Origin of the sequence: Synechococcus sp. PCC 7336, from assembly GCF_000332275.1 — a bacterium.
Lineage (GTDB): Bacteria > Cyanobacteriota > Cyanobacteriia > Thermostichales > PCC-7336 > PCC-7336.
In genome coordinates, this window is the sequence record NZ_CM001776.1 from 663,968 (window position 1) to 681,717 (window position 17,750).

Sequence of the window (17,750 nt, forward strand, 5' to 3'; positions counted from 1 at the left end):
TCGAGGGAGTGAAGGTCAGTTGGGCAAATCCATCGCACTGCGATAAAGCTTCTCCAGGCGATCGCGCCTGGTGGAGTCTCGATCGGGAACCCCGAGCCAGCCATCGTAACTGCGCAGCTTTTGCATGAGTTCAGTGCGATCGACGCCCAGCACTCGTCCATTCCTCAATATCCGGCGTCCGCGCACCCAAACACTATCCACCACATCCCCCGGTCGGCCCCAAATGAGCTGCCCTAGGGGATCGGTGGCGGGCAGCAGGGAGAGATCGTCAGGTCGGTAGAGCACTAAATCGGCCTCTTGCCCGACGGCCAACTGGCCGAAGCGATCGCAGTTTAGCCCGCGTGCGCCGCCCGCACTGGCCATCTGACAAACCTGTTGCGGCGAGATCCAGTGGCGATAATCAAAATCTGTGATGTTGTGCAGCATGGAGCCAATCTTGAGCACTTCAAACAGGCTCTGCCCATCGTTGCTAGCCGCTCCATCGCAGCCAAACGACACATTCACCCCCCGCTCGCGCAGCTTGAGCAACGGGGCAATGCCACTGCCCAAACGCAGGTTACTCAAGGGGTTGTGGATGGCAGTCGTGCCCGTTTCCGCCATCAGTTCGATATCGCGATCGCTCAACCAAACACAATGAGCCATCGAGGTGGTCGGCCCCAGCCAACTCAAATCGGCCAAATGTTCCACCGCCGACCGGCCCAACTTCTCGCGGGCTAATTTCACCTGGGCCAGCGTTTCGAGTAAATGGCCGTGGCGGCAGAGGTTGTGGCGATCGCTCAATGCCGCGCAGCCCTGAAACAAGTCATCGCTACACAGTTGAATGCCCGTGGGGGCGATCGCGATCTGCATGCCCTCTTCAGGGTGGTGGAAGGTTTGGACGATCTCCTCCATCAAAGCCAGCACGTCAGTAGTAAGCATCGCGGCAGACGGCTCTAGGGTCCGCCCTCCGGGCAGGCTGTATTCGAAGGGCTCGTCTTGAAGTAGGGGGGCAATGTACGCTCTGATGCCGGTGGCTCGGTAGGCGCGATCGGCCGCCGCCAGAGACTCGATCTCGTGCCCGGGAATTAAGACTAGGTGATCGACTACTGTGGTGCCGCCCGAGGTCAGGGTTTCAACCGCAGTCAGCAATGCAGCTAAGTAGATCTGCTCCACCTCTTGAATGGGATGGGTATAGAGTTCGGCCAGCCACAGTTCCAACGGCAGGGGAGGAATCAGGCCGCGAGTCCACATTTCCATCGAATGGGTGTGGGCGTTGACCCATCCCGGCAGGAGTAGCCGGTCGGCAGCATCTATTACGGTCGATCCGGCAGGAGGAGCTTGACTGCTAGCGGGTTGAATGGCAGCAATATGGCGATCGGCAATGCCTACATCCACCGTCTCGTACTGGCAGGGGGTGCCGTATTCTCCAGTAGCAGTTTCGACTGGAACTCGGGCGGAACGAATCCAATAATTCATTGTCAAAACCCCAACACCAGTTGTTATAGTGGTTAATGCGCAAAGCACGCGGGTTGGTAGCTCAGTGGTAGAGCATTCGGCTTTTAACCGACTGGCCGCGGGTTCGAATCCCTCCCAACCCATTTCAACCCCTCATACACTACCCTAAGTCTCAGTTGCGGCTGGTAGAGACATTCAATATGGCGACAGTAGATGTAGGGTTGGGGGGACAGCTCGCTTGCTACGGGATTTGGTTGGGCTTGGTATTTGCGATCGCCGAGGGGTTGCGCAGCCGCCAAGTGGATGGCGAGCTGGTACGCAAAGTCATTCACATCGGTATTGGCAATATCATTATCTTGGCCTGGTTGTTCGACATCCCTCGCACAGTGGCTGTTATCGTCTCGGCTGCATTTAGCCTGATAGCCCTGCTGTCCTATCGCGTCAAGATTTTGCAAAGCCTCAACGGGGTCGATCGCCAGAGCTACGGTACTTTTTTTTACGCTGCCAGCATTGCCATCCTATTCGCTGTCTTTTGGCATTCCGGCTGGCATGCCTATGCCGCCATCGGCGTGTTGGTGATGACATGGGGAGACGCCCTCGCCGCCCTGATCGGTCGCCATTGGGGCCGCCACCGCTACACTGTTGCAGGCATGACCAAAAGTTGGGAAGGGTCGCTCGCGATGTGGCTGGCGAGTGCCGTGGCAATTGCAGCAGTGGCCGCAGTCCACAGTTACTGGGGCAGCGGGGCCTGGATGCCCGTCTGGGCGATCGCCCTCGGTTCCAGCGCCATTGCGGCGATCGCCACCGCGTTAGAAGTCTTTTCCTGGCGCGGCCTCGATAATATTACAGTGCCCTTAGCCAGTGCCGCCCTCAGCTTCTGGCTGTTTCGAGCCCTCAATTGATCTCAAAGCTAAGAGGGAAACACCCGAACCGTCGTGCCCTCTTCAGGCAACTGGCTGGCAGATAGAGTCAGGCGGTTGCTGCCCAGGGCAGAGACATTCAAACCATTGAGAGATTGCAAAAAGGTCTCGATCCCCTCCAGATCGCACTCTTCCCCCGACAATTCCGTGCGATACATCGTGGGTACCACCATTTTGGGCTGCAAGGCATCGATCGCCGCCATCGCTTCGCTGGCATCGTAGTTCTTCGGGCCGCCACCGACGGGCACAAACATCAAGTCGGGCTTGCTCAGCAAAATCTCCTGTTCGCGAGAAATTCTATCTGCGGCGCCGCCCAAGTGGACGATATCGATGCCGCCCATCGTCCAGCGCCAAGCGATGTTGGGGGGAAATTGACGGCCGCTGGACAGTCCCTTGCGGGCCATACGCACCCCTTGAATGCGCAGCCCGTTGACGCGATAGTCTCCCGCTTCGAATAGAACGCGAGGGTTGCCTGCCACGGAGGTGATGGCCCCTTCATCCAACAGGCGACTGCTCAACAGGACGAGATCGGCGATGCGATCGGGGGTAGGATAACCTGCCGTGCAACCAATTGGCCGGAAGGGGTTGACCAGAATATTGAGATTGTTCGCCTGAAATAAGACACAACTGTGATACAGCCACTCAATTGTCAGAGAGCCCCCTGCTGTTGGCGGAAGACTGGCGTTCTCTTGAGCCCAACTGCGAGGTAAGACGACACTGCCTGCCCCCAAGCCTCCCAAGATCGAACCAGCAATTTGAAGAAATTTTCGTCGCTGCATGCTTATGTCATACTCCCAAGTGCCAGCGAACTAAGAAGATACGCCTGAGATCGTTCGTTAAGTACTTTATCCTAAAACGATTGCCTGCTGCTGGAGGGGTGCGCGCATCTCAGGCTAGGTGTTGTCGCCGCGAGCGATGCTCGGGAGAGAATTGGCGATCGCCACAAACTAGGCAGTTTCTCCCTGCAGGCGATCCATACAGGCTGCAAACCTCTCAGTACAGTGCTTCGGGAAGTTCGGGAGGGCGATCGCAGGAATTGAGACATAGAATCAAAGCGGAACCATTTACAAAATAGATATGCTGAAAACGCTTTGGGCTACGATTCGCCAAGGAAAGATTGAGCTTTTGGAGGCAACAGAACTGCCAGAAGGGACAAAAGTGTTGGTAACGCTGCTTCCTGATGGTGAAGCCGAGTTTTGGCTGCAAGCAAGTCAAGTATCGTTAGATGCAGTGTGGGATAACACCGAGGATGATGTGTATGCCCAACTTCTCCAAACATGACGTCATCTTGATTTGGCGCTTGTGCTGGAGTGGACGATCGCCCTTCAGACACCCTTCCCCCAGTATCCTCAAGACTGAAACAGACGGGTGTAGAGATGCCGGTGGGCTTGGCAGTCCCGCTCCAGCAGAGGAGCGAAGTTATGCAGGCGATCGCCAGACTCCGCCGCCAAACAGTTGGGCACAACCGCCGCAATCTCGCTGTGCAATTGAGCCAACACCTGCTGCCCGCAAGAATGTCCCAACGGAATCAGTCGCACTGCCGCCGAAACTAAATTTGTCATCGAACCGAGCAAATAAGCTCGAACTGCGTCCGCACCTCCGACACCTGCCTCCGCACACAACCAGCCAAAGGCTGCACAGTGATGCAGCGACTCAGTTTCGGGACAAGACAAGTTCCAAGTGGACTGCGCCCAGCGGTGCAAGCGTTGCCCCAAATCCAAGCTGGCCTTCAAAGGTTCTTCGGCCCAGCGGGCGGCGGTGAGGTGGGCCTGCAAGGCAATAAAAGCGCGATCGTCGTGGCGGAGGGCATAGGCGTGAGCCAGAGCGCAGGCAGCCCCCTCCTGGGGGGCGATCGCCTGATGGAGCAGCCCCGCGAGATACTGTCGAGCTTGCTCCGCCGACACAATGCGATCGCCCTGAATAGCCGTCTCTAGCCCCCACGAATGGGAATAGCTGCCAATCGGCAAAGCAGAATCCGAGATCTGCAGCAGCCACAACAGTGGATCGATGGCCGGGCGATCGCCTATCGGAGACAACCCAAAGCCCCTCTAAGTGCCCGGATTCTCAGCTTCGGCGGCGATCGCCTCAACCGGCTCCAACTCTTGCGCTGCCGCATCCTGAGCCACCACAGAAGCCTTCAACTCGTCGAGTGACGGAGCTTCCCCTTCAGCCAGCACTGCAGGCTCGGCGGCCCCGCCCTTAAAGGCCGAGCGCAGCCATAAGGGTGCGACAAAGGTGGTCACAATAACCATCACAATAATGGCGGAATCTAGGGCAGGAGGTAGCGCTCCGCTAGCGGCCCCCACACCGGCAAATACTAAACCCACTTCGCCCCGGGGAATCATCCCCACGCCGATGGCATAGCGATTCACCTTCTTCCCGCCAAACGCCCCCAAGCCAGCCGCAATCTTACCGAGGATGGCAACAGCCACGAGGAATGAAGCTACGATTAAGCCTTCGCCATTATTGGGATCGAAGGGATTGAGCACTGCCAAATTGGTCTTAGCACCCACAACCACAAAAAAGATGGGGGTGAGAAAATCCGAGATCGGTTTGATCTGCTCTTCAAACTCGTGATGCTTGTCGGTTTCAGCCAAAATCAAGCCGGCAGCAAACGCCCCCAAAATCGCCTCTAGCTGCAAAATTTGGCCGATATAGCCCAACACGAAGGCCACAATCAGTCCTGGAATTAAAAAGGTTCCCCGCGTTTGCATGCCGTCGAGCATTGATACCAGGTAAGGGGACAGAAAGCGACCCAGAATAATTGCCCCCACCAAGAAAAGCACGGCACTGACGATGATGATGCCGACATTGGCTAAATCCACCTCGCCAGTTTTGGCCAAGCCCGCCACCACAGCCAGAATGACGATGCCCAAGATATCGTCGAGTACCGCAGCCCCAATAATGATTTGGCCTTCACCGGAACTGAGTTGCTGCAGTTCTGCCAAGACGCGGGCGGTAATGCCAATACTGGTGGCGGTGAGGGCCGCCCCGGCAAAAATGGCGGCCACTGTGGGGATATGAAAGAAATACAGCAGGCCCAGCGTACCGATCGCAAAAGGAACTGTGACCCCTACGACAGCCACTGCGGCCGCTTGCGGTCCCACTTTCAAGAGCTCCGTCAAATCGGATTCCAAGCCAATCTCGAACAGCAGAATAATGACCCCCAATTCCGACAGAAATTCGATCACTTCCGATTGGGAGACAAACAGTGGCCCCAAAGCCTCGGCACTGACGCCGCCGGTTGACTGCAGCAATTGCATCACGCGGGAGGACTGCGCCAACTCCGCCAGTTCCCCAGGGGCGATCGCCCCTTCCGGAAAGACCAGTAGGTGCAGAATCGAGCCGCCCACCAGGACGCCACCGAGCAATTCGCCTAAAACAGCAGGTAAATTAAACCGAGCGCACAGCTCGCCCATGACTTTGCTGGCGAGGTAAATGACTACGAGAGAAAGCAAAACAGAGACCAGCATGAGGGTGCCGTCTGGCGCGGAGATTGCCTCCGCTGACGCGACATCGCTGGCCAAACAAGGGTTGAATAGCAGCAAGGGAACAGTTCTCTAAACGGCAGAGGGATGAAATCAATGCACGTGGCGTGCAAGTAAAACTGCGAGAGATGCCAAATCGCACAATTGAGGTGAGGTTCGACCTCGATCGACTCGGATTTGACAGGTTAATCAATAGGGTACTGCTTAATGAAAATTCAAGGTTTGCTTTTAAGTTTAGACTCGAAAAGGACGACCGGTTCGCAGATGTGCGATATGTGGCACTGCTCTCGCTAGAAGCCGCCATTTGCGCTGGGGACTGGCGAGAAGCAGACATTGCTCCCCGCGCGCAATTCCAGTGAGTCCCTATCATTGTCTAGGGGCGGGATCGGAATCTGCCACGAGAGATACGACAAGATTGAGCCATCAATGCTAGGCCGCTTGGGGCGATCGCAGAACTCTGCAATCTCTATCGCACCGCGGTTTTGCGCACGGCGATTAAACTACCCGTGGCCCCCAAGACCGTGCCGATGGCCAAGAGCGTCAGGGGCAGCGTACCGAAGGTGGAGTAGGAGGAGGGATCGGCAATTTTGAGGAATGGCATGGCTAAGAGGTGAGAGAGCACGTCTCCCAGCAGCTGTTGCGAGCCGAGCACCAACCCCCAAGCGGCGATCGCCCCCACCACGCCAAAAAAGATCCCTTGCAAAATAAATGGCAGATAAATCCAAGTGGACGTGGCCCCCACCAACGCCATGACTTCAATTTCGCGGCGACGAGCCATCACAATCAGGCGAATCGTCGTCGTAATCACAGCCACCGTGGTCAGGGTGAGGCCGCCGGAAATGGCGATCGTCCCCACCTGCAGGCCATCGTGAAGCTGCCCCAACCGTTCCACCACTTCGCTGCCGTAGTAAACCTCATCAACTCCAGAGAATCGCTTCACTGCCGTGGCGATCGCCGGTAAATACTCGGCTGATTGAGCTTGGATGCGCAGACTGTCCACCAAGGGATTGGAACCCAGTTCGGCGGCAGTGGTTTGGGGATCGGCGGTCCCCATTGCATCTAATAAATCTTTCCAGGCTTCATTTTTGTCAATGACTCGAAGCTGGGCGACGCCATCCAGCCCCAAAATGGGGTCTGCGAGACTGCTGCCCTCCACATCCGAGCGCAAAAACGCAGAAATCTCCACTTGACTGCCCAGGGACTGCAACGTCTGTTCCAGCCCCCAAGAGAGCTGCAGGCTAATGCCCACCAAAAACAGCAACACCATCAGCGTGCTCACAGCCGCCCAGTTCAACCAGCCGCCGCGCCGCAAACCCAACAGGGTTTCTCGCATCAGATAGTCAATTTTGGTAAAAAACCGAGACGTGAAATTGGTCAGTCCCGACAGTTCACTCGTCACGCTGCCATCCTCCTCACTCGTGGGGCGACCCCAATTTCCAACTTAGCCCCTAGATGTAGGGGAATTAGACCGAATATAGCCGAACTCAACCAGTATATGTAGGGTATATAGGATCGGCGCAAAAGTATTGCAGATTGTTACGTTAGAACGGTGCTAGTCCCCCTCCTTCCATAAGCTGCCCCCCTTCGATGTGAATGCGGCGGTGGGAGGTGCGATCGATCAAGACGCGATCGTGGGTGGTCATGATGATGGTGACGCCAAAGGAGTTGAGGCGCTCCAAAATTTGCAGTACTAAATAGGAGTTTTCGGGATCGAGGTTGCCGGTGGGCTCGTCAGCCAAGAGTAGGGGCGGGGTGTTGACGATCGCCCTCGCCAAGCTGGCCCGCTGCTGTTCGCCTCCCGATAGTTGATGGGGGAAGCGATCGCGTTTATCCATCAATCCCACCATTTTGAGGGCTGGAGGCAAGCGACGCTTCACCTCTGCCCGCGATAGCCCCTGTGCCCGCAACACAAAAGCAACATTTTCCCCCACAGTGCGGTTGGGCAAGAGCTTGTAATCCTGAAAGACCACACCAACGCGACGGCGCAACATCGCCAGCGATCGCGATCGAATGTGGCTGAGATCCATACCGGCCACCATCACCTCCCCCTGCGTCACCCGTTCGGCTCCGTAGAGCAGCCGCAAGAGAGTGGACTTCCCGGCTCCAGAGGCTCCGGTGATAAAGACAAACTCGCGGGGGACAACCTGCAGGTTCACATCCTGCAATACAGGCATCTGTTGGCCGTAGCCCTTACTCACCTGCTGCAATCGCACCATTTCCTGACCGCTAGTCCGGGGGACCGGCTGGCGTTGAGGCGAAGTCGCAGCCTGCAGGGGATGTCGAGCTGCAGCCGCACGACCGCGAGCCTTCGGTGTGGCAGGCATTCGCGGTAAGCTTTGGGCTTGAGGTAGGCTTTGAGCTTGAGGTAGGCTTTGCGCCCGAGGTAAGCTTTGAGTCATTTTGCCAATACTCCATTCACCACTACGTGCCAAGCAAATTGAGGCAGCACCAACATGCGCTGCCAGCGCCAGGGCTCTTTGTAGAGCCGGTACAACCACTCCATATGGCGATCGCGCAGCCATTGAGGAGCCCGTTGTTTGGTGCCCGCCCAAATGTCCAAACTGCCGCCAATGCCAATCCAAGTAGCCTGGGGGACAGCATTTCTATGCGATCGAATCCAATATTCCTGTCGGGGAGATCCCAAACCGATAAAAATTAACTGCGGCTGTTGTACTCGCATCTGCGCCACAATCTCCCTCTCCCCTTCAGCATCGAAATACCCGTGATGTCCTTCTACATCTAAGTCGGGATAGCGAGCGCGCCATTGCTGCAACACCCGCTCGCAGACCTGCGGCTGGCCTCCGACAACCGCCACAGACCACCTCTGACGGGCGGCGAGCGACACCAGCCGCTCGGACAGCTCGATGCCGGGGCAGCGCAAAATCTTCACCCCCTGCAGCCGCAGAGCCAATACAATCCCCGCGCCATCGGGTGCGAGCAGATCGGCGGTCTGCAAGATCCGAGCAAATTGCTCGTCTCTGCGTCCCAACATCACCATCTCGGCATTCACCGTAACGGTGTGGGTGGGCTGCTGCTGTTCGATCCGCTGCTGAATCCAATTTAAGTAGCTGTCAAAGGGAGCGCAGGTGCTTGCCCCATTCCGAGCGGGAATGTGGACTGGAAACCCCAAGACGTGGCGGATCGTTAGTTCTGACGCAAACACTTGGCTTTCACACAAACACTTAGCTCTAACACAACAGATAGTGTGCGATCGCGATCGTTAACCACCATACGTTCGATATCTAGAGATTTCAATGGCAAAGCCGCCGAATCGGCGATCGGCGGCTGCTTGCGGCTGCTATGGCTGGACCTCGAGTCCTAGTTAAAGAGCGGTGATGCTCTCGATTTTGCCGCCCATGCGGTTCAGCCGTTTCATTTCAGTAGAGAGGCGGGAGAAGGGCACCTCGATCGTCTGCACGCTTTGCCGTACGACAGCACCTTGGGCCCCAGACACCCGAATGGCAAATCTCTTGGCTGAGTTGTTACCGTCATCGGCAGCCGTTGGACTGGCAGCAACGCCGGACGGCGCGCTGTCCGATGCCACGCCATTGAGGTAAAACCGCCAGCCCCGGGGAGCGGCAGGGGATAAAGCCCGCACAACCTCGTATTGCCCCTCGATGGAACCGTCTCCTTTTAATTCCACCCGCGCCCCCACCGGGATGACCCGACCCTCTCCAGTGGCTGCCATCACCTTTGTCTCGGAGCTACTGGGGAGAGTGTCGTCAAGCCGCTCCACGCCAAATTCTCGACCTTCGTAGGCAAGCAAAATACCCATAGCAAATCTTTTTAAAATCTTAAAACGCCATCAACCATTGTACCGCTGGGTGTTGCCTGCGATTGTTTGGGGTGGAGGGCGATCGTCGGTCGAGCGATCGCCAAGGTCCTCAGTGCTTGAGGTTAAAAGCGGACGATAATTGTCGATCCCCCGCGATCGAACCGGCTGAAACGGCGATGGCGGCTGAAACGGCGACGCCGACTGAAACGGAGATCGCGATGGCGATCGATGCCAATCAATGGGGTTCGCCTGAAGCCCGCACGCCGATTGCGGTAGCAGGGATACGTTTGCGAAGAAACAGGCCCGATCACTCTCGTTCGATCGCGACCAATGTAGGATTGTGCCTCGGCTGGTTGGGCGGCGATTGCGCTTGTCAATGCAGTCAGCACGAGAACTGCGGGCAGCAAGATTTGGGTAAGTTTCACGATATTGCTCCAGATGGACTGTGCGTGGAGCGCAAACAGCCTCAGCTTTAGCATTTCTGGCAATGAGTTCGGTCGGATCGAGGGCGAATTTTATCATGGGTTCGTCAGGGATCGAGGGCGAGAGCGGCGAGACCGAACATCCGTCTATCGCCAGAGACTCAAAGACTATACAGTTTGCCTCTCCTCTATGCTGACACAAATTCACTTGTGTCCGTGACTCGGATAGCCTGCGGGGGGCGAGCCAGTTTATTGAGACTGCGAATCTCGCTCGTTGCGATCGCCAATACCCAGCTCTTTTTTACTAATTTTCAACTCTTTCCACAGGGCTTTAATTTGCCGGTAAGACTCTTCCGAGGTGAGCTTGCCATTGCTCTGTAGCGAAACAATATAACCAATCTTTAAGGCAAACTCTTGTAAGTTAGCGTTGAAGACAAAATCTTCCGGCGTAAAGTCTCCTCGAAAAGGAAAACGGGGATAGATTATGTCATCTTTATCTGCCATCGATCGCACTCCTTCAGACAAATACTGCAACCGATCGATCCCTGCTCCACGAGACAATCGCGAACGCCGCCGGAGGAAGCTCCCTCTGCAAAAGCAAAGACAGAATCAGTAACACCAGTCTAGACCGCTGCAACGTGTAGAGTGGGACGACCCTCGGCAACCGCATCGGCCAGCGATCGCAACATCACCTCAGTGGTCTCAAAATCCACGCAGGCATCTGTAATACTCTGCCCGTAAGTCAGCTCTGACAGGTCGTGGGGGATAGGCTGCTTGCCTTCCACCAAATGGCTCTCAATCATACAACCCATAATGAACTCGGAGCCATTCGCCACCTGTGCGGCAATCGCCTCCAGCACCCGTGGCTGATTGCGGTGGTCTTTATTGCTGTTGCCGTGGCTGCAGTCGATCATCATGCGAGAGGGCAAGTTGTGGGTCTGCAAATCTGCCGCAGCCTTTGCCACACTATCGGGATCGAAATTTGTCCCCTTGCGACCGCCCCGCAGGATCAAGTGTCCGTCTGGATTGCCGGTCGTTGCCACAATACTGGCCATCCCCTGGTGGTTTACCCCTAAAAAATGATGGGGAGATTTTGCTGAAGTGATGGCATTGACCGCCGAGGTAATGCTGCTGTCCGTGCTGTTCTTATATCCCACGGGCATCGACAGACCCGAGGCCATCTGGCGGTGAATCTGACTCTCGGTGGTGCGCGCCCCGATCGCCGTCCAAGCAATAATGTCTGCCAAATACTGCGGCGTGATCGGATCTAACAGCTCCGTTGCTGCCGGAACTTCCATTTCAGCGAGGTCGATCAGCAGCTTGCGAGCTAGCCGCAACCCCTGGTTGATATCAAACGTGCCATCTAAATGGGGATCGTTAATCAACCCCTTCCAACCCACCGTCGTGCGCGGCTTCTCGAAGTAAACCCGCATCTGAATTTCGAGCCGATCGCTCAACTCCTGCCGCAGGGGAAGCAGCTTCTGGGCGTAGTCTGCAGCCGCATTGACATCGTGGATGGAGCAGGGACCGACGATCGCGAGCAGGCGGCGGTCGTCACCGGTCAGAATATTGCGAATTTGCGATCGCGACGTCTGCACTAAATCTGCAGCCGCCTCGGATAAAGGCAGTTCTTCGTGCATCATCGCGGGACTCAAGAGAGGACGAGTGTCGACAACGTGCAAATTGTAAGTTCGGTGCATACTGCTGCAATTAACCTCGTACTCTCAAGCCAAGCTGTCAGGAAAACCCATTCTATTATGGGCTCGTCCCTGTCCAAAAACGACTAAGAATCGATTAAAGCTCGCAAAATGGCCCTTGGACAATTCCCAAACTGGCCTCGTTCCGGTGTTTCATATAATTGCGTACCGACAGCAGTCCGCCCAAGACCAAGAGAAAAACACTCGCACATAAAATCTGAGCCGAGGCTGTTTCCAAAATCCCTCGTACGATGATCTCCCGCAGCACGGACACAATCGAGACTTCCATGGCCACCTCAATCGAAATTTCGTGCTCTTGCAGATACATCACCAGCAGGCGAAATAACTCGACAAAAATGAGCAGGGTTAAAATATCGGAGGTAGCCTGTCCGAAATTCACTTGGGGATACATCGAGCGGAACATCTCCACCAGTTCCATGGCCATCACCCCGAGCAAGCCGATGCAAAGGGATACAACAATTAGGTCTTGAGTGGCTTCCAGAGTCCGCACGATCCAACTGCGGTTAAACCAGGAATACCAGTGGCTAGTCGGATAGCGATTGGAACTTGACGAAAAGCTAGAGGAAGAGCGCGAGGATAGTTGGGTCACCGGACAAAAGACTCCTTTAAGATCGCAATTGCATGTCAAAAAACAAAAACATCGATCGCGTTCAATCGATCGATTGCAGTTTGCAAAGATACGCAGTTTGTGCAGATACGCAGGTTGCAAAGATACGCAGGTTGCACAGATAGGGAATAGCGGTCATTTGCTAACGATGCTCGAGCCTCGGCCCATCAATTGCACGAGCAGCGATTGCCACAAGTGGCAGCCAGTCGAGCCTCAATTATCTCGAGGAGCCCAAGCGATGAGTACGTACAAAACCACACTCGTCATTTCGTTTTGTAAATCTATGGTTCGAATTATTGCGAGTCTGGATGAGAAAGCGCTGAGGAACACTTAAGAAGCCTGTCGGTTTAAGAAGCAGATATTTTACAGGTCATATAATCACTGGGGCGATCGGGGTAGTGTTTGGCCTGCCATTGCTCCAACCAGCGTTTGAGATGATAGGTGGCGCGACAGTCGTCTTCGTTATAAATTGCCGCTGCCTCTAAAAAGGAGCGATCGCCGGTCTGTAGCCACTGAGTATACCAATATACCGCTTGAGCGCCGCCCGCATTGGCCTGCCGCCAGCGAAAACCCAGCCATTGCGCCACATGTTTGAGGGAATAGCTTTCCACGGGCATGACCACACATTCGCGGGCAATTTCGTGCAGGTCCACCATGCGCTTGAGGATTTGTTGCAGAGTGGCGCGAGGGGTGCCGTATTGTTCGGCAAGTTGGCGGCAGGCATGCACTTCAAAGGCATGAAAGTGATAAATTGGGGCGCTGGGATAGCGCTGGGTCAGCTGCACGAATGCTGCCCAGCCAGCAGCCTCGTCAGCAGGGGTTTCGGCCAGATGGGGATAAAACTGACTGTCGGGATGTTGGCGGTTGACCGCGAGTACCCCCAATAGAAAAGAAACATTTTGTTGGGGTTCGGCCTCGATGTCGAAATACAGTTCGATCGGCGATCGCGGCAAGCTGAAGGCACGAGCGGGCAGGGCAGCTTGGGTTGCAGTGGCACGAGCCTGTCGAACCAGGCGGCGGGCAGCAGTCAGGCCAATGCCGGGTAGATGTTGGATGGCTTCTGGACTGACTTCCGCCAGAGTATCGACCGCAATCAGCCCCACCTCCTGCAGGGCTGCATAGGCAGTGGCGGTGACGCCGGGAAGCAGGGTGAGGGGGTGCTGCTGGCGGGCCAGATCGCGGCAGTGTTCCTGCCAGGTACAGAGATTGCAGCGACTGCGGGTGACATACACGTCCGGCAAGCTGTCTGCGCTCATGGCAGCAACGTACTCGCGCAGCAGTTGGCGGGCCTGCTGGCGGGCAGCCGTTAAGTTGACCGTGCGCCATTTGTTGTCGCGCAAAATGGCGATCGCCGATTCAGAGGTGTGACCCCACAACAATTGCAAGACTTCCGCGTGTAGGGCCAGTACCAGCGCATAGCCAGGTTTGACCCGCTTGCCGGTGCGAACATCCGCCGGTTGGTAAGTCCAGTGGCGATGCCGGGGGTGGATAGTAGAGGCGATCCCCACCGTCCCGCAGTCCGGTAGCGGCGATCGCACCAAGACATCGGGGCAGCTCACTAGGAGTGGCTGCCCCGGCAGGTTGAGGGGATGGCAGAGAACGCCGCCATAAATGCGATTGTCTCCCGCCTCCATCAGCTCCAAAGTGTGCAAAACCCGAGCGTAGAGCTCGGGCCAAGCCTGGGTATAGGCAGCACCGACATCTATACCGGGGGCATTGGTTTGGAGGGCTTGCCGCTGCTGTTTTCGCCCCTGCCGCAGTTGCAAGAGAAAATCACTGGGGGAACTCTGCTGTTCCTGCAAGCCGAAGTGCCGCAGATAGGGCTGTCGGCGACAGCGTCTAAAGCTGAGTAAATCTTCAGCCGCAATCCACTTCATGACAGCAAGAGAATCGTTGCCTCCACTTTAGAGGGGAACGGATGTTTTGTCTTGCGGAAACAGAGTCTAACTCGTCATTCCCACTCAATCGTCCCGGGGGGCTTGGAGGTAATATCGTAGGTCACCCGATTGATGCCCTCCACCTCATTCACGATGCGGTTCGACATGCGCTCTAGGACTTCGTAGGGCAATTTGGACCAGTCTGCGGTCATGCCATCTTCGCTACTGACAATGCGAATCACGGCGGGACAGGCATAGGTGCGCTTGTCTCCCATGACCCCAACCGAGCGAACGGTGGGCAGCAGCACTGCAAACGCCTGCCAAACCTCGAAATACAGATCGGCGCGCTGAATTTCTTCCCGCACGATAAAGTCCACATCCCGCAGAATATTGAGACGTTCGGCAGTGACTTCGCCAATAATGCGAATGGCTAGGCCCGGGCCGGGGAAGGGGTGGCGCATAACAATTTCTTCGGGCAGCCCTAAGGCACGACCCACCTGGCGCACCTCATCCTTAAACAGCTTGCGCAAAGGCTCCACCAACTTAAACCGCAAGTCTTCGGGCAAACCGCCCACATTGTGGTGGCTCTTAATCTTCACCGCCACCCGCTCGCCCGTTTTGGGATCGATATTGGTATTGGCAGATTCGATCACGTCGGGGTAGAGAGTGCCTTGGGCCAGATAGTCAAACGGTCCCAACCGCTTCGACTCCACTTCAAAAGTTTGGATAAACTCTGCCCCAATAATCTTGCGCTTGCGCTCGGGATCGGTGACCCCTTCGAGTTTGGCCAGAAATTGCTTGCGGGCTTTGACAAATTCCACCGGAATGTGGAACTTGTCTTCGAACAGTTCTACGAGGCGCTCGGGTTCCCCTTTACGCATGAACCCTTGGTCGATAAACATGCAGGTGAGATTGTCGCCGATCGCCTGGTGCAACAGAAAGGCCAGCGTCGAGCTATCCACCCCCCCAGAGAGGGCTAGCAAGACCCGCTTGTCCCCCACTTTGGCCCGTACTTCGCGAATCGCTTCATCCACAAAAGCTTCGACTGTCCAAGTGGGGTCGCACTTGCAGATGTGATAGACAAAATTGCAGAGGGTGGCTTGCCCGTCTACAGAGTGAACCACTTCGGGATGGAACTGGACGCCGTAGAATTTGCGATCGCAATCGGCGATCGCTGCATGGGGAGTATTTTGCGTTTCGGCCAGGATATCAAACCCCTCTGGCAGCCGAGTCACCGAATCGCCGTGACTCATCCACATAATGCCGCCATCTTCGACATTGGTGAGCAGATCGGTGGGGTCCACAATCGACAGTTCGGCCCGACCGTATTCCGGTTTTTCAGCAGGCTCCACCCTGCCCCCCAGAGCTTGCACCATCAGTTGCATGCCGTAGCAAACCCCCAATATGGGAATGCCCAAATTCCAGATTTCTGGATCGCAAACGGGTGCATAGTCGTCGTAGACGGAGTTGGGTCCGCCGGAGAGGATAATGCCGCGCGGCTTCAGCTTGGCCAATTGCTCGGCCGTCGTGCGATAAGACAGCACCTCCGAATACACTTTGGTCTCGCGGATGCGTCGCGCAATCAGTTCTGAGTATTGCGAGCCAAAGTCGAGAATGGCAATCATCTGGCGATCGCCGATCTGGCCAGAGGCTGGGGCTTTATTCTCCTGAACTCGGACATCCGGTTCGGATAATGTCGGAGCGGTCACAGCTGTCCCTCGTTACAGATTGCCTGCACTATCGTTCGCGTCCTACGCTGGAAGTCTTGCCCTAGCTGGTGTCCCGCGCATATCTTCAGCTAGGCGACTGCACCGTATTCAGGCCATCGTAGCACTTTCATCTCCCCCTATCCCCCCGTGCTGCCAGCCAAAGATGTGCGCGATCGCTGTCTGCCGAACTAGGATCGGTATCGTCTGCGAGCCACGTACTGTTGCCATCCGATGACCCTCACCCAAGCAATTCTCTCAACCTTACCGGGAAACACTTATAGCAACTTGCAGCGAGCAGATGCCCGCTGGACAGCTCTGCGGCAAGGGGCACTGACCGTGCCCGAGGTTGTGACCAACAGTTCCGCACCACTCGGCGAACCGGATTGGGATGTTGTCATTGCTGGCGGTACGCTGGGCATTTCGATCGGGGCTGCCTTGGCTCGGCGGAGCTGGAAGGTTGCGGTTATCGAGCGCGGTCCATTAAAAGGGCGGGAGCAGGAGTGGAATATCTCGCGGCGCGAGCTGGAGGTATTGGTCGAGCTGGAGCTGTTGACGCCAGCGGAATTGGAACAGGCGATCGCCACCGAATTTAATCCCGTGCGCCTCAGCTTTCTAGGGGGAGAAGATATCTGGGTGCGCGACGTGCTCAATCTTGGCGTCGATCCCGTCTTTCTGTTAGAAACCCTCAAAACTCGCTTCCTGGCCAGTGGCGGGACGCTCTTGGAACGGACTCCCTTCGACCGTGCCACCATTCACCCCGATGGCGTCTGCGTGCAAGCGGGCGAAACCCCTCTCAAAACCCGACTCCTGCTCGATGCGATGGGCCACTTTTCCCCGATCGCCCGCCAGGCCCGTTGCGGCCAGACACCAGACGCTGTGTGTGTTGTTGTCGGCACCTGCGCGCGAGGTTACGCCGCCAACGAAAGCGGCGATCTGCTAGTCTCCTTCACCCCCCTGCAGCGCCAATGTCAGTACTTTTGGGAAGCATTTCCCGCCCGCGATGGCCGCACGACCTACCTGTTCACCTACCTGGACGCCCACCCAGAGCGCCCCAGTTTGGAAGCATTTTTCGACGAGTATTTGCGCTTGCTGCCAGACTATCAGGCGATCGAGCTGGCCCAACTCACTTGGAAGCGCGCTCTGTTCGGTTTTTTCCCTTGCTACCGCCAGAGTCCTCTCTCAGCCCCCAGCGATCGCGTTTTGCCCATCGGCGATAGCAGCGGCAGCCAGTCTCCCCTCAGTTTCGGCGGTTTTGGAGCCATGCTGCGCCACCTCGCGAGGTTAGATAAGGGGATTGACGAAGCCCTGTCTAGCGACAGCCTCAGTCAGAGCGATCTGGCGCTGCTGCAACCGTATCAGCCCAACTTGTCCGTCACCTGGTTGTTTCAGCGATCGATGAGCGCCAGAGTGAACCAAAAGCTCCCCCCCGATCGCATCAACACCCTTCTCATCGCTGTCTTCCAAGCCATGCAACAAGCTGGTGACGATGTTCTCAAGCCATTCTTACAAGATGTCGTTCAATTCCCCGCCCTCGCCCAAGCCCTGCTGCGCACTTCGGCCATCGACCCGGCGATCGCCCTCAAAATCCTTCCCCAAGTGGGCCTGCCCGCTTTTCTGGATTGGACCCGCCACTACGCGGCTCTGGGCACCTACAGCCTCCTCAATCCGCTGGGCCAAGCCCTACTCCCCCAGATCGACTCGCTCCCGCCTAAATCCCGATATCGCTGGCACCAGCGCCTACAAGCCTGGAAATACGGCTCTGGCGGAGACTTTCATAGTTGAATAGAAGGTGTTGGACTG

Annotated in this window: 17 protein-coding genes and 1 tRNA gene; 5 read left to right on the top strand and 13 right to left on the bottom strand. The window is 56.4% G+C overall.

Annotation, left to right across the window (positions count from 1 at the left end; all coding sequences use genetic code 11):
• Positions 1-15: 15 nt before the first annotated feature.
• Positions 16-1,455, bottom strand: a complete 1,440-nt coding sequence (locus tag SYN7336_RS03250) for an amidohydrolase (protein ID WP_017324488.1) — start codon at positions 1,453-1,455, stop codon at positions 16-18.
• Between the two features lie 50 nt (positions 1,456-1,505).
• Between SYN7336_RS03250 and SYN7336_RS03255 the strand changes: the two genes are divergently transcribed.
• Positions 1,506-1,577, top strand: a tRNA-Lys gene (locus tag SYN7336_RS03255).
• Between the two features lie 57 nt (positions 1,578-1,634).
• A complete protein-coding gene (locus SYN7336_RS03260; RefSeq protein WP_017324489.1) occupies positions 1,635-2,336 on the top strand; it encodes a diacylglycerol/polyprenol kinase family protein in 702 nt (233 codons plus the stop codon).
• A gap of 8 nt (positions 2,337-2,344) precedes the next feature.
• Here SYN7336_RS03260 and SYN7336_RS03265 read toward each other — a convergent pair whose 3' ends face one another.
• The gene (locus SYN7336_RS03265; RefSeq protein ID WP_017324490.1) at positions 2,345-3,133 is read right to left on the bottom strand and encodes an MBL fold metallo-hydrolase; all 789 of its coding nucleotides are present in this window, start codon (positions 3,131-3,133) and stop codon (positions 2,345-2,347) included.
• Between the two features lie 298 nt (positions 3,134-3,431).
• On the opposite strand from SYN7336_RS03265, the gene SYN7336_RS03270 reads away from it, so the two are divergent.
• Positions 3,432-3,635, top strand: a complete 204-nt coding sequence (locus tag SYN7336_RS03270; protein WP_017324491.1) for a hypothetical protein — start codon at positions 3,432-3,434, stop codon at positions 3,633-3,635.
• Positions 3,636-3,703: 68 nt separating this feature from the next.
• Here SYN7336_RS03270 and SYN7336_RS03275 read toward each other — a convergent pair whose 3' ends face one another.
• The 6 genes from SYN7336_RS03275 to SYN7336_RS24225 all read right to left on the bottom strand — a co-directional run bounded on the left by SYN7336_RS03275 (position 3,704) and on the right by SYN7336_RS24225 (position 9,617).
• Positions 3,704-4,390: an urease accessory protein UreF gene (locus SYN7336_RS03275; protein WP_017324492.1), complete on the bottom strand. Its 687-nt coding sequence runs from the start codon at positions 4,388-4,390 to the stop codon at positions 3,704-3,706.
• A gap of 12 nt (positions 4,391-4,402) precedes the next feature.
• Positions 4,403-5,827, bottom strand: coding sequence for a cation:proton antiporter (locus SYN7336_RS03280; protein ID WP_017324493.1), 1,425 nt, complete (start codon positions 5,825-5,827; stop codon positions 4,403-4,405).
• A gap of 481 nt (positions 5,828-6,308) precedes the next feature.
• Positions 6,309-7,241, bottom strand: coding sequence for an ABC transporter permease (locus tag SYN7336_RS03290; protein ID WP_017324495.1), 933 nt, complete (start codon positions 7,239-7,241; stop codon positions 6,309-6,311).
• 142 nt (positions 7,242-7,383) lie between these two features.
• Entirely contained in the window at positions 7,384-8,241 is an 858-nt protein-coding gene (gene ftsE / locus SYN7336_RS03295; protein ID WP_255346702.1) for a cell division ATP-binding protein FtsE, read from the bottom strand.
• Positions 8,238-9,005, bottom strand: a complete 768-nt coding sequence (locus SYN7336_RS03300; protein WP_227498593.1) for a WecB/TagA/CpsF family glycosyltransferase — start codon at positions 9,003-9,005, stop codon at positions 8,238-8,240. The genes ftsE and SYN7336_RS03300 overlap by 4 nt, the downstream gene beginning before the upstream one ends.
• A gap of 159 nt (positions 9,006-9,164) precedes the next feature.
• A complete protein-coding gene (locus tag SYN7336_RS24225; RefSeq protein ID WP_017324498.1) occupies positions 9,165-9,617 on the bottom strand; it encodes a phycobilisome linker polypeptide in 453 nt (150 codons plus the stop codon).
• 62 nt (positions 9,618-9,679) lie between these two features.
• Between SYN7336_RS24225 and SYN7336_RS03310 the strand changes: the two genes are divergently transcribed.
• Entirely contained in the window at positions 9,680-10,093 is a 414-nt protein-coding gene (locus tag SYN7336_RS03310; protein WP_156820006.1) for a hypothetical protein, read from the top strand.
• A gap of 195 nt (positions 10,094-10,288) precedes the next feature.
• Here the strand turns inward: SYN7336_RS03310 and SYN7336_RS03315 are convergent, their stop codons facing one another.
• The 5 genes from SYN7336_RS03315 to guaA form a co-directional block, all read right to left on the bottom strand.
• A complete protein-coding gene (locus SYN7336_RS03315) occupies positions 10,289-10,543 on the bottom strand; it encodes a hypothetical protein (RefSeq protein WP_017324500.1) in 255 nt (84 codons plus the stop codon).
• Positions 10,544-10,662: 119 nt separating this feature from the next.
• Positions 10,663-11,739, bottom strand: a complete 1,077-nt coding sequence (locus SYN7336_RS03320; RefSeq protein WP_017324501.1) for a 3-deoxy-7-phosphoheptulonate synthase — start codon at positions 11,737-11,739, stop codon at positions 10,663-10,665.
• A 94-nt stretch (positions 11,740-11,833) separates the two neighbouring features.
• A complete protein-coding gene (locus SYN7336_RS24230; protein WP_017324502.1) occupies positions 11,834-12,346 on the bottom strand; it encodes a phosphate-starvation-inducible PsiE family protein in 513 nt (170 codons plus the stop codon).
• A gap of 365 nt (positions 12,347-12,711) precedes the next feature.
• Positions 12,712-14,241: a TM0106 family RecB-like putative nuclease gene (locus SYN7336_RS03330; RefSeq protein WP_017324503.1), complete on the bottom strand. Its 1,530-nt coding sequence runs from the start codon at positions 14,239-14,241 to the stop codon at positions 12,712-12,714.
• 74 nt (positions 14,242-14,315) lie between these two features.
• Entirely contained in the window at positions 14,316-15,866 is a 1,551-nt protein-coding gene (gene guaA / locus SYN7336_RS03335; protein WP_051039728.1) for a glutamine-hydrolyzing GMP synthase, read from the bottom strand.
• A gap of 315 nt (positions 15,867-16,181) precedes the next feature.
• Here guaA and SYN7336_RS03340 point away from each other — a divergent pair, with 315 nt between their 5' ends.
• Positions 16,182-17,732 carry an NAD(P)/FAD-dependent oxidoreductase gene (locus SYN7336_RS03340; protein ID WP_017324505.1) on the top strand — a complete coding sequence of 517 codons (1,551 nt, stop codon included), beginning with the start codon at positions 16,182-16,184 and terminating at the stop codon, positions 17,730-17,732.
• Positions 17,733-17,750: the final 18 nt, after the last annotated feature.

Coding starts and splice junctions, on each gene's coding strand:
- SYN7336_RS03265 (WP_017324490.1), bottom strand. CDS start 3,133: ATGCAGCGACGAAAATTTCTTCAAATTGCTGGTTCGATCTTGGGAGGC.
- SYN7336_RS03330 (WP_017324503.1), bottom strand. CDS start 14,241: ATGAAGTGGATTGCGGCTGAAGATTTACTCAGCTTTAGACGCTGTCGC.
- SYN7336_RS24225 (WP_017324498.1), bottom strand. CDS start 9,617: ATGGGTATTTTGCTTGCCTACGAAGGTCGAGAATTTGGCGTGGAGCGG.
- SYN7336_RS03270 (WP_017324491.1), top strand. CDS start 3,432: ATGCTGAAAACGCTTTGGGCTACGATTCGCCAAGGAAAGATTGAGCTT.
- guaA (WP_051039728.1), bottom strand. CDS start 15,866: ATGATTGCCATTCTCGACTTTGGCTCGCAATACTCAGAACTGATTGCG.
- SYN7336_RS03260 (WP_017324489.1), top strand. CDS start 1,635: ATGGCGACAGTAGATGTAGGGTTGGGGGGACAGCTCGCTTGCTACGGG.
- SYN7336_RS03315 (WP_017324500.1), bottom strand. CDS start 10,543: ATGGCAGATAAAGATGACATAATCTATCCCCGTTTTCCTTTTCGAGGA.
- SYN7336_RS03320 (WP_017324501.1), bottom strand. CDS start 11,739: ATGCACCGAACTTACAATTTGCACGTTGTCGACACTCGTCCTCTCTTG.
- ftsE (WP_255346702.1), bottom strand. CDS start 8,241: ATGACTCAAAGCTTACCTCGGGCGCAAAGCCTACCTCAAGCTCAAAGC.
- SYN7336_RS03250 (WP_017324488.1), bottom strand. CDS start 1,455: ATGAATTATTGGATTCGTTCCGCCCGAGTTCCAGTCGAAACTGCTACT.
- SYN7336_RS03340 (WP_017324505.1), top strand. CDS start 16,182: ATGACCCTCACCCAAGCAATTCTCTCAACCTTACCGGGAAACACTTAT.
- SYN7336_RS03280 (WP_017324493.1), bottom strand. CDS start 5,827: ATGCTGGTCTCTGTTTTGCTTTCTCTCGTAGTCATTTACCTCGCCAGC.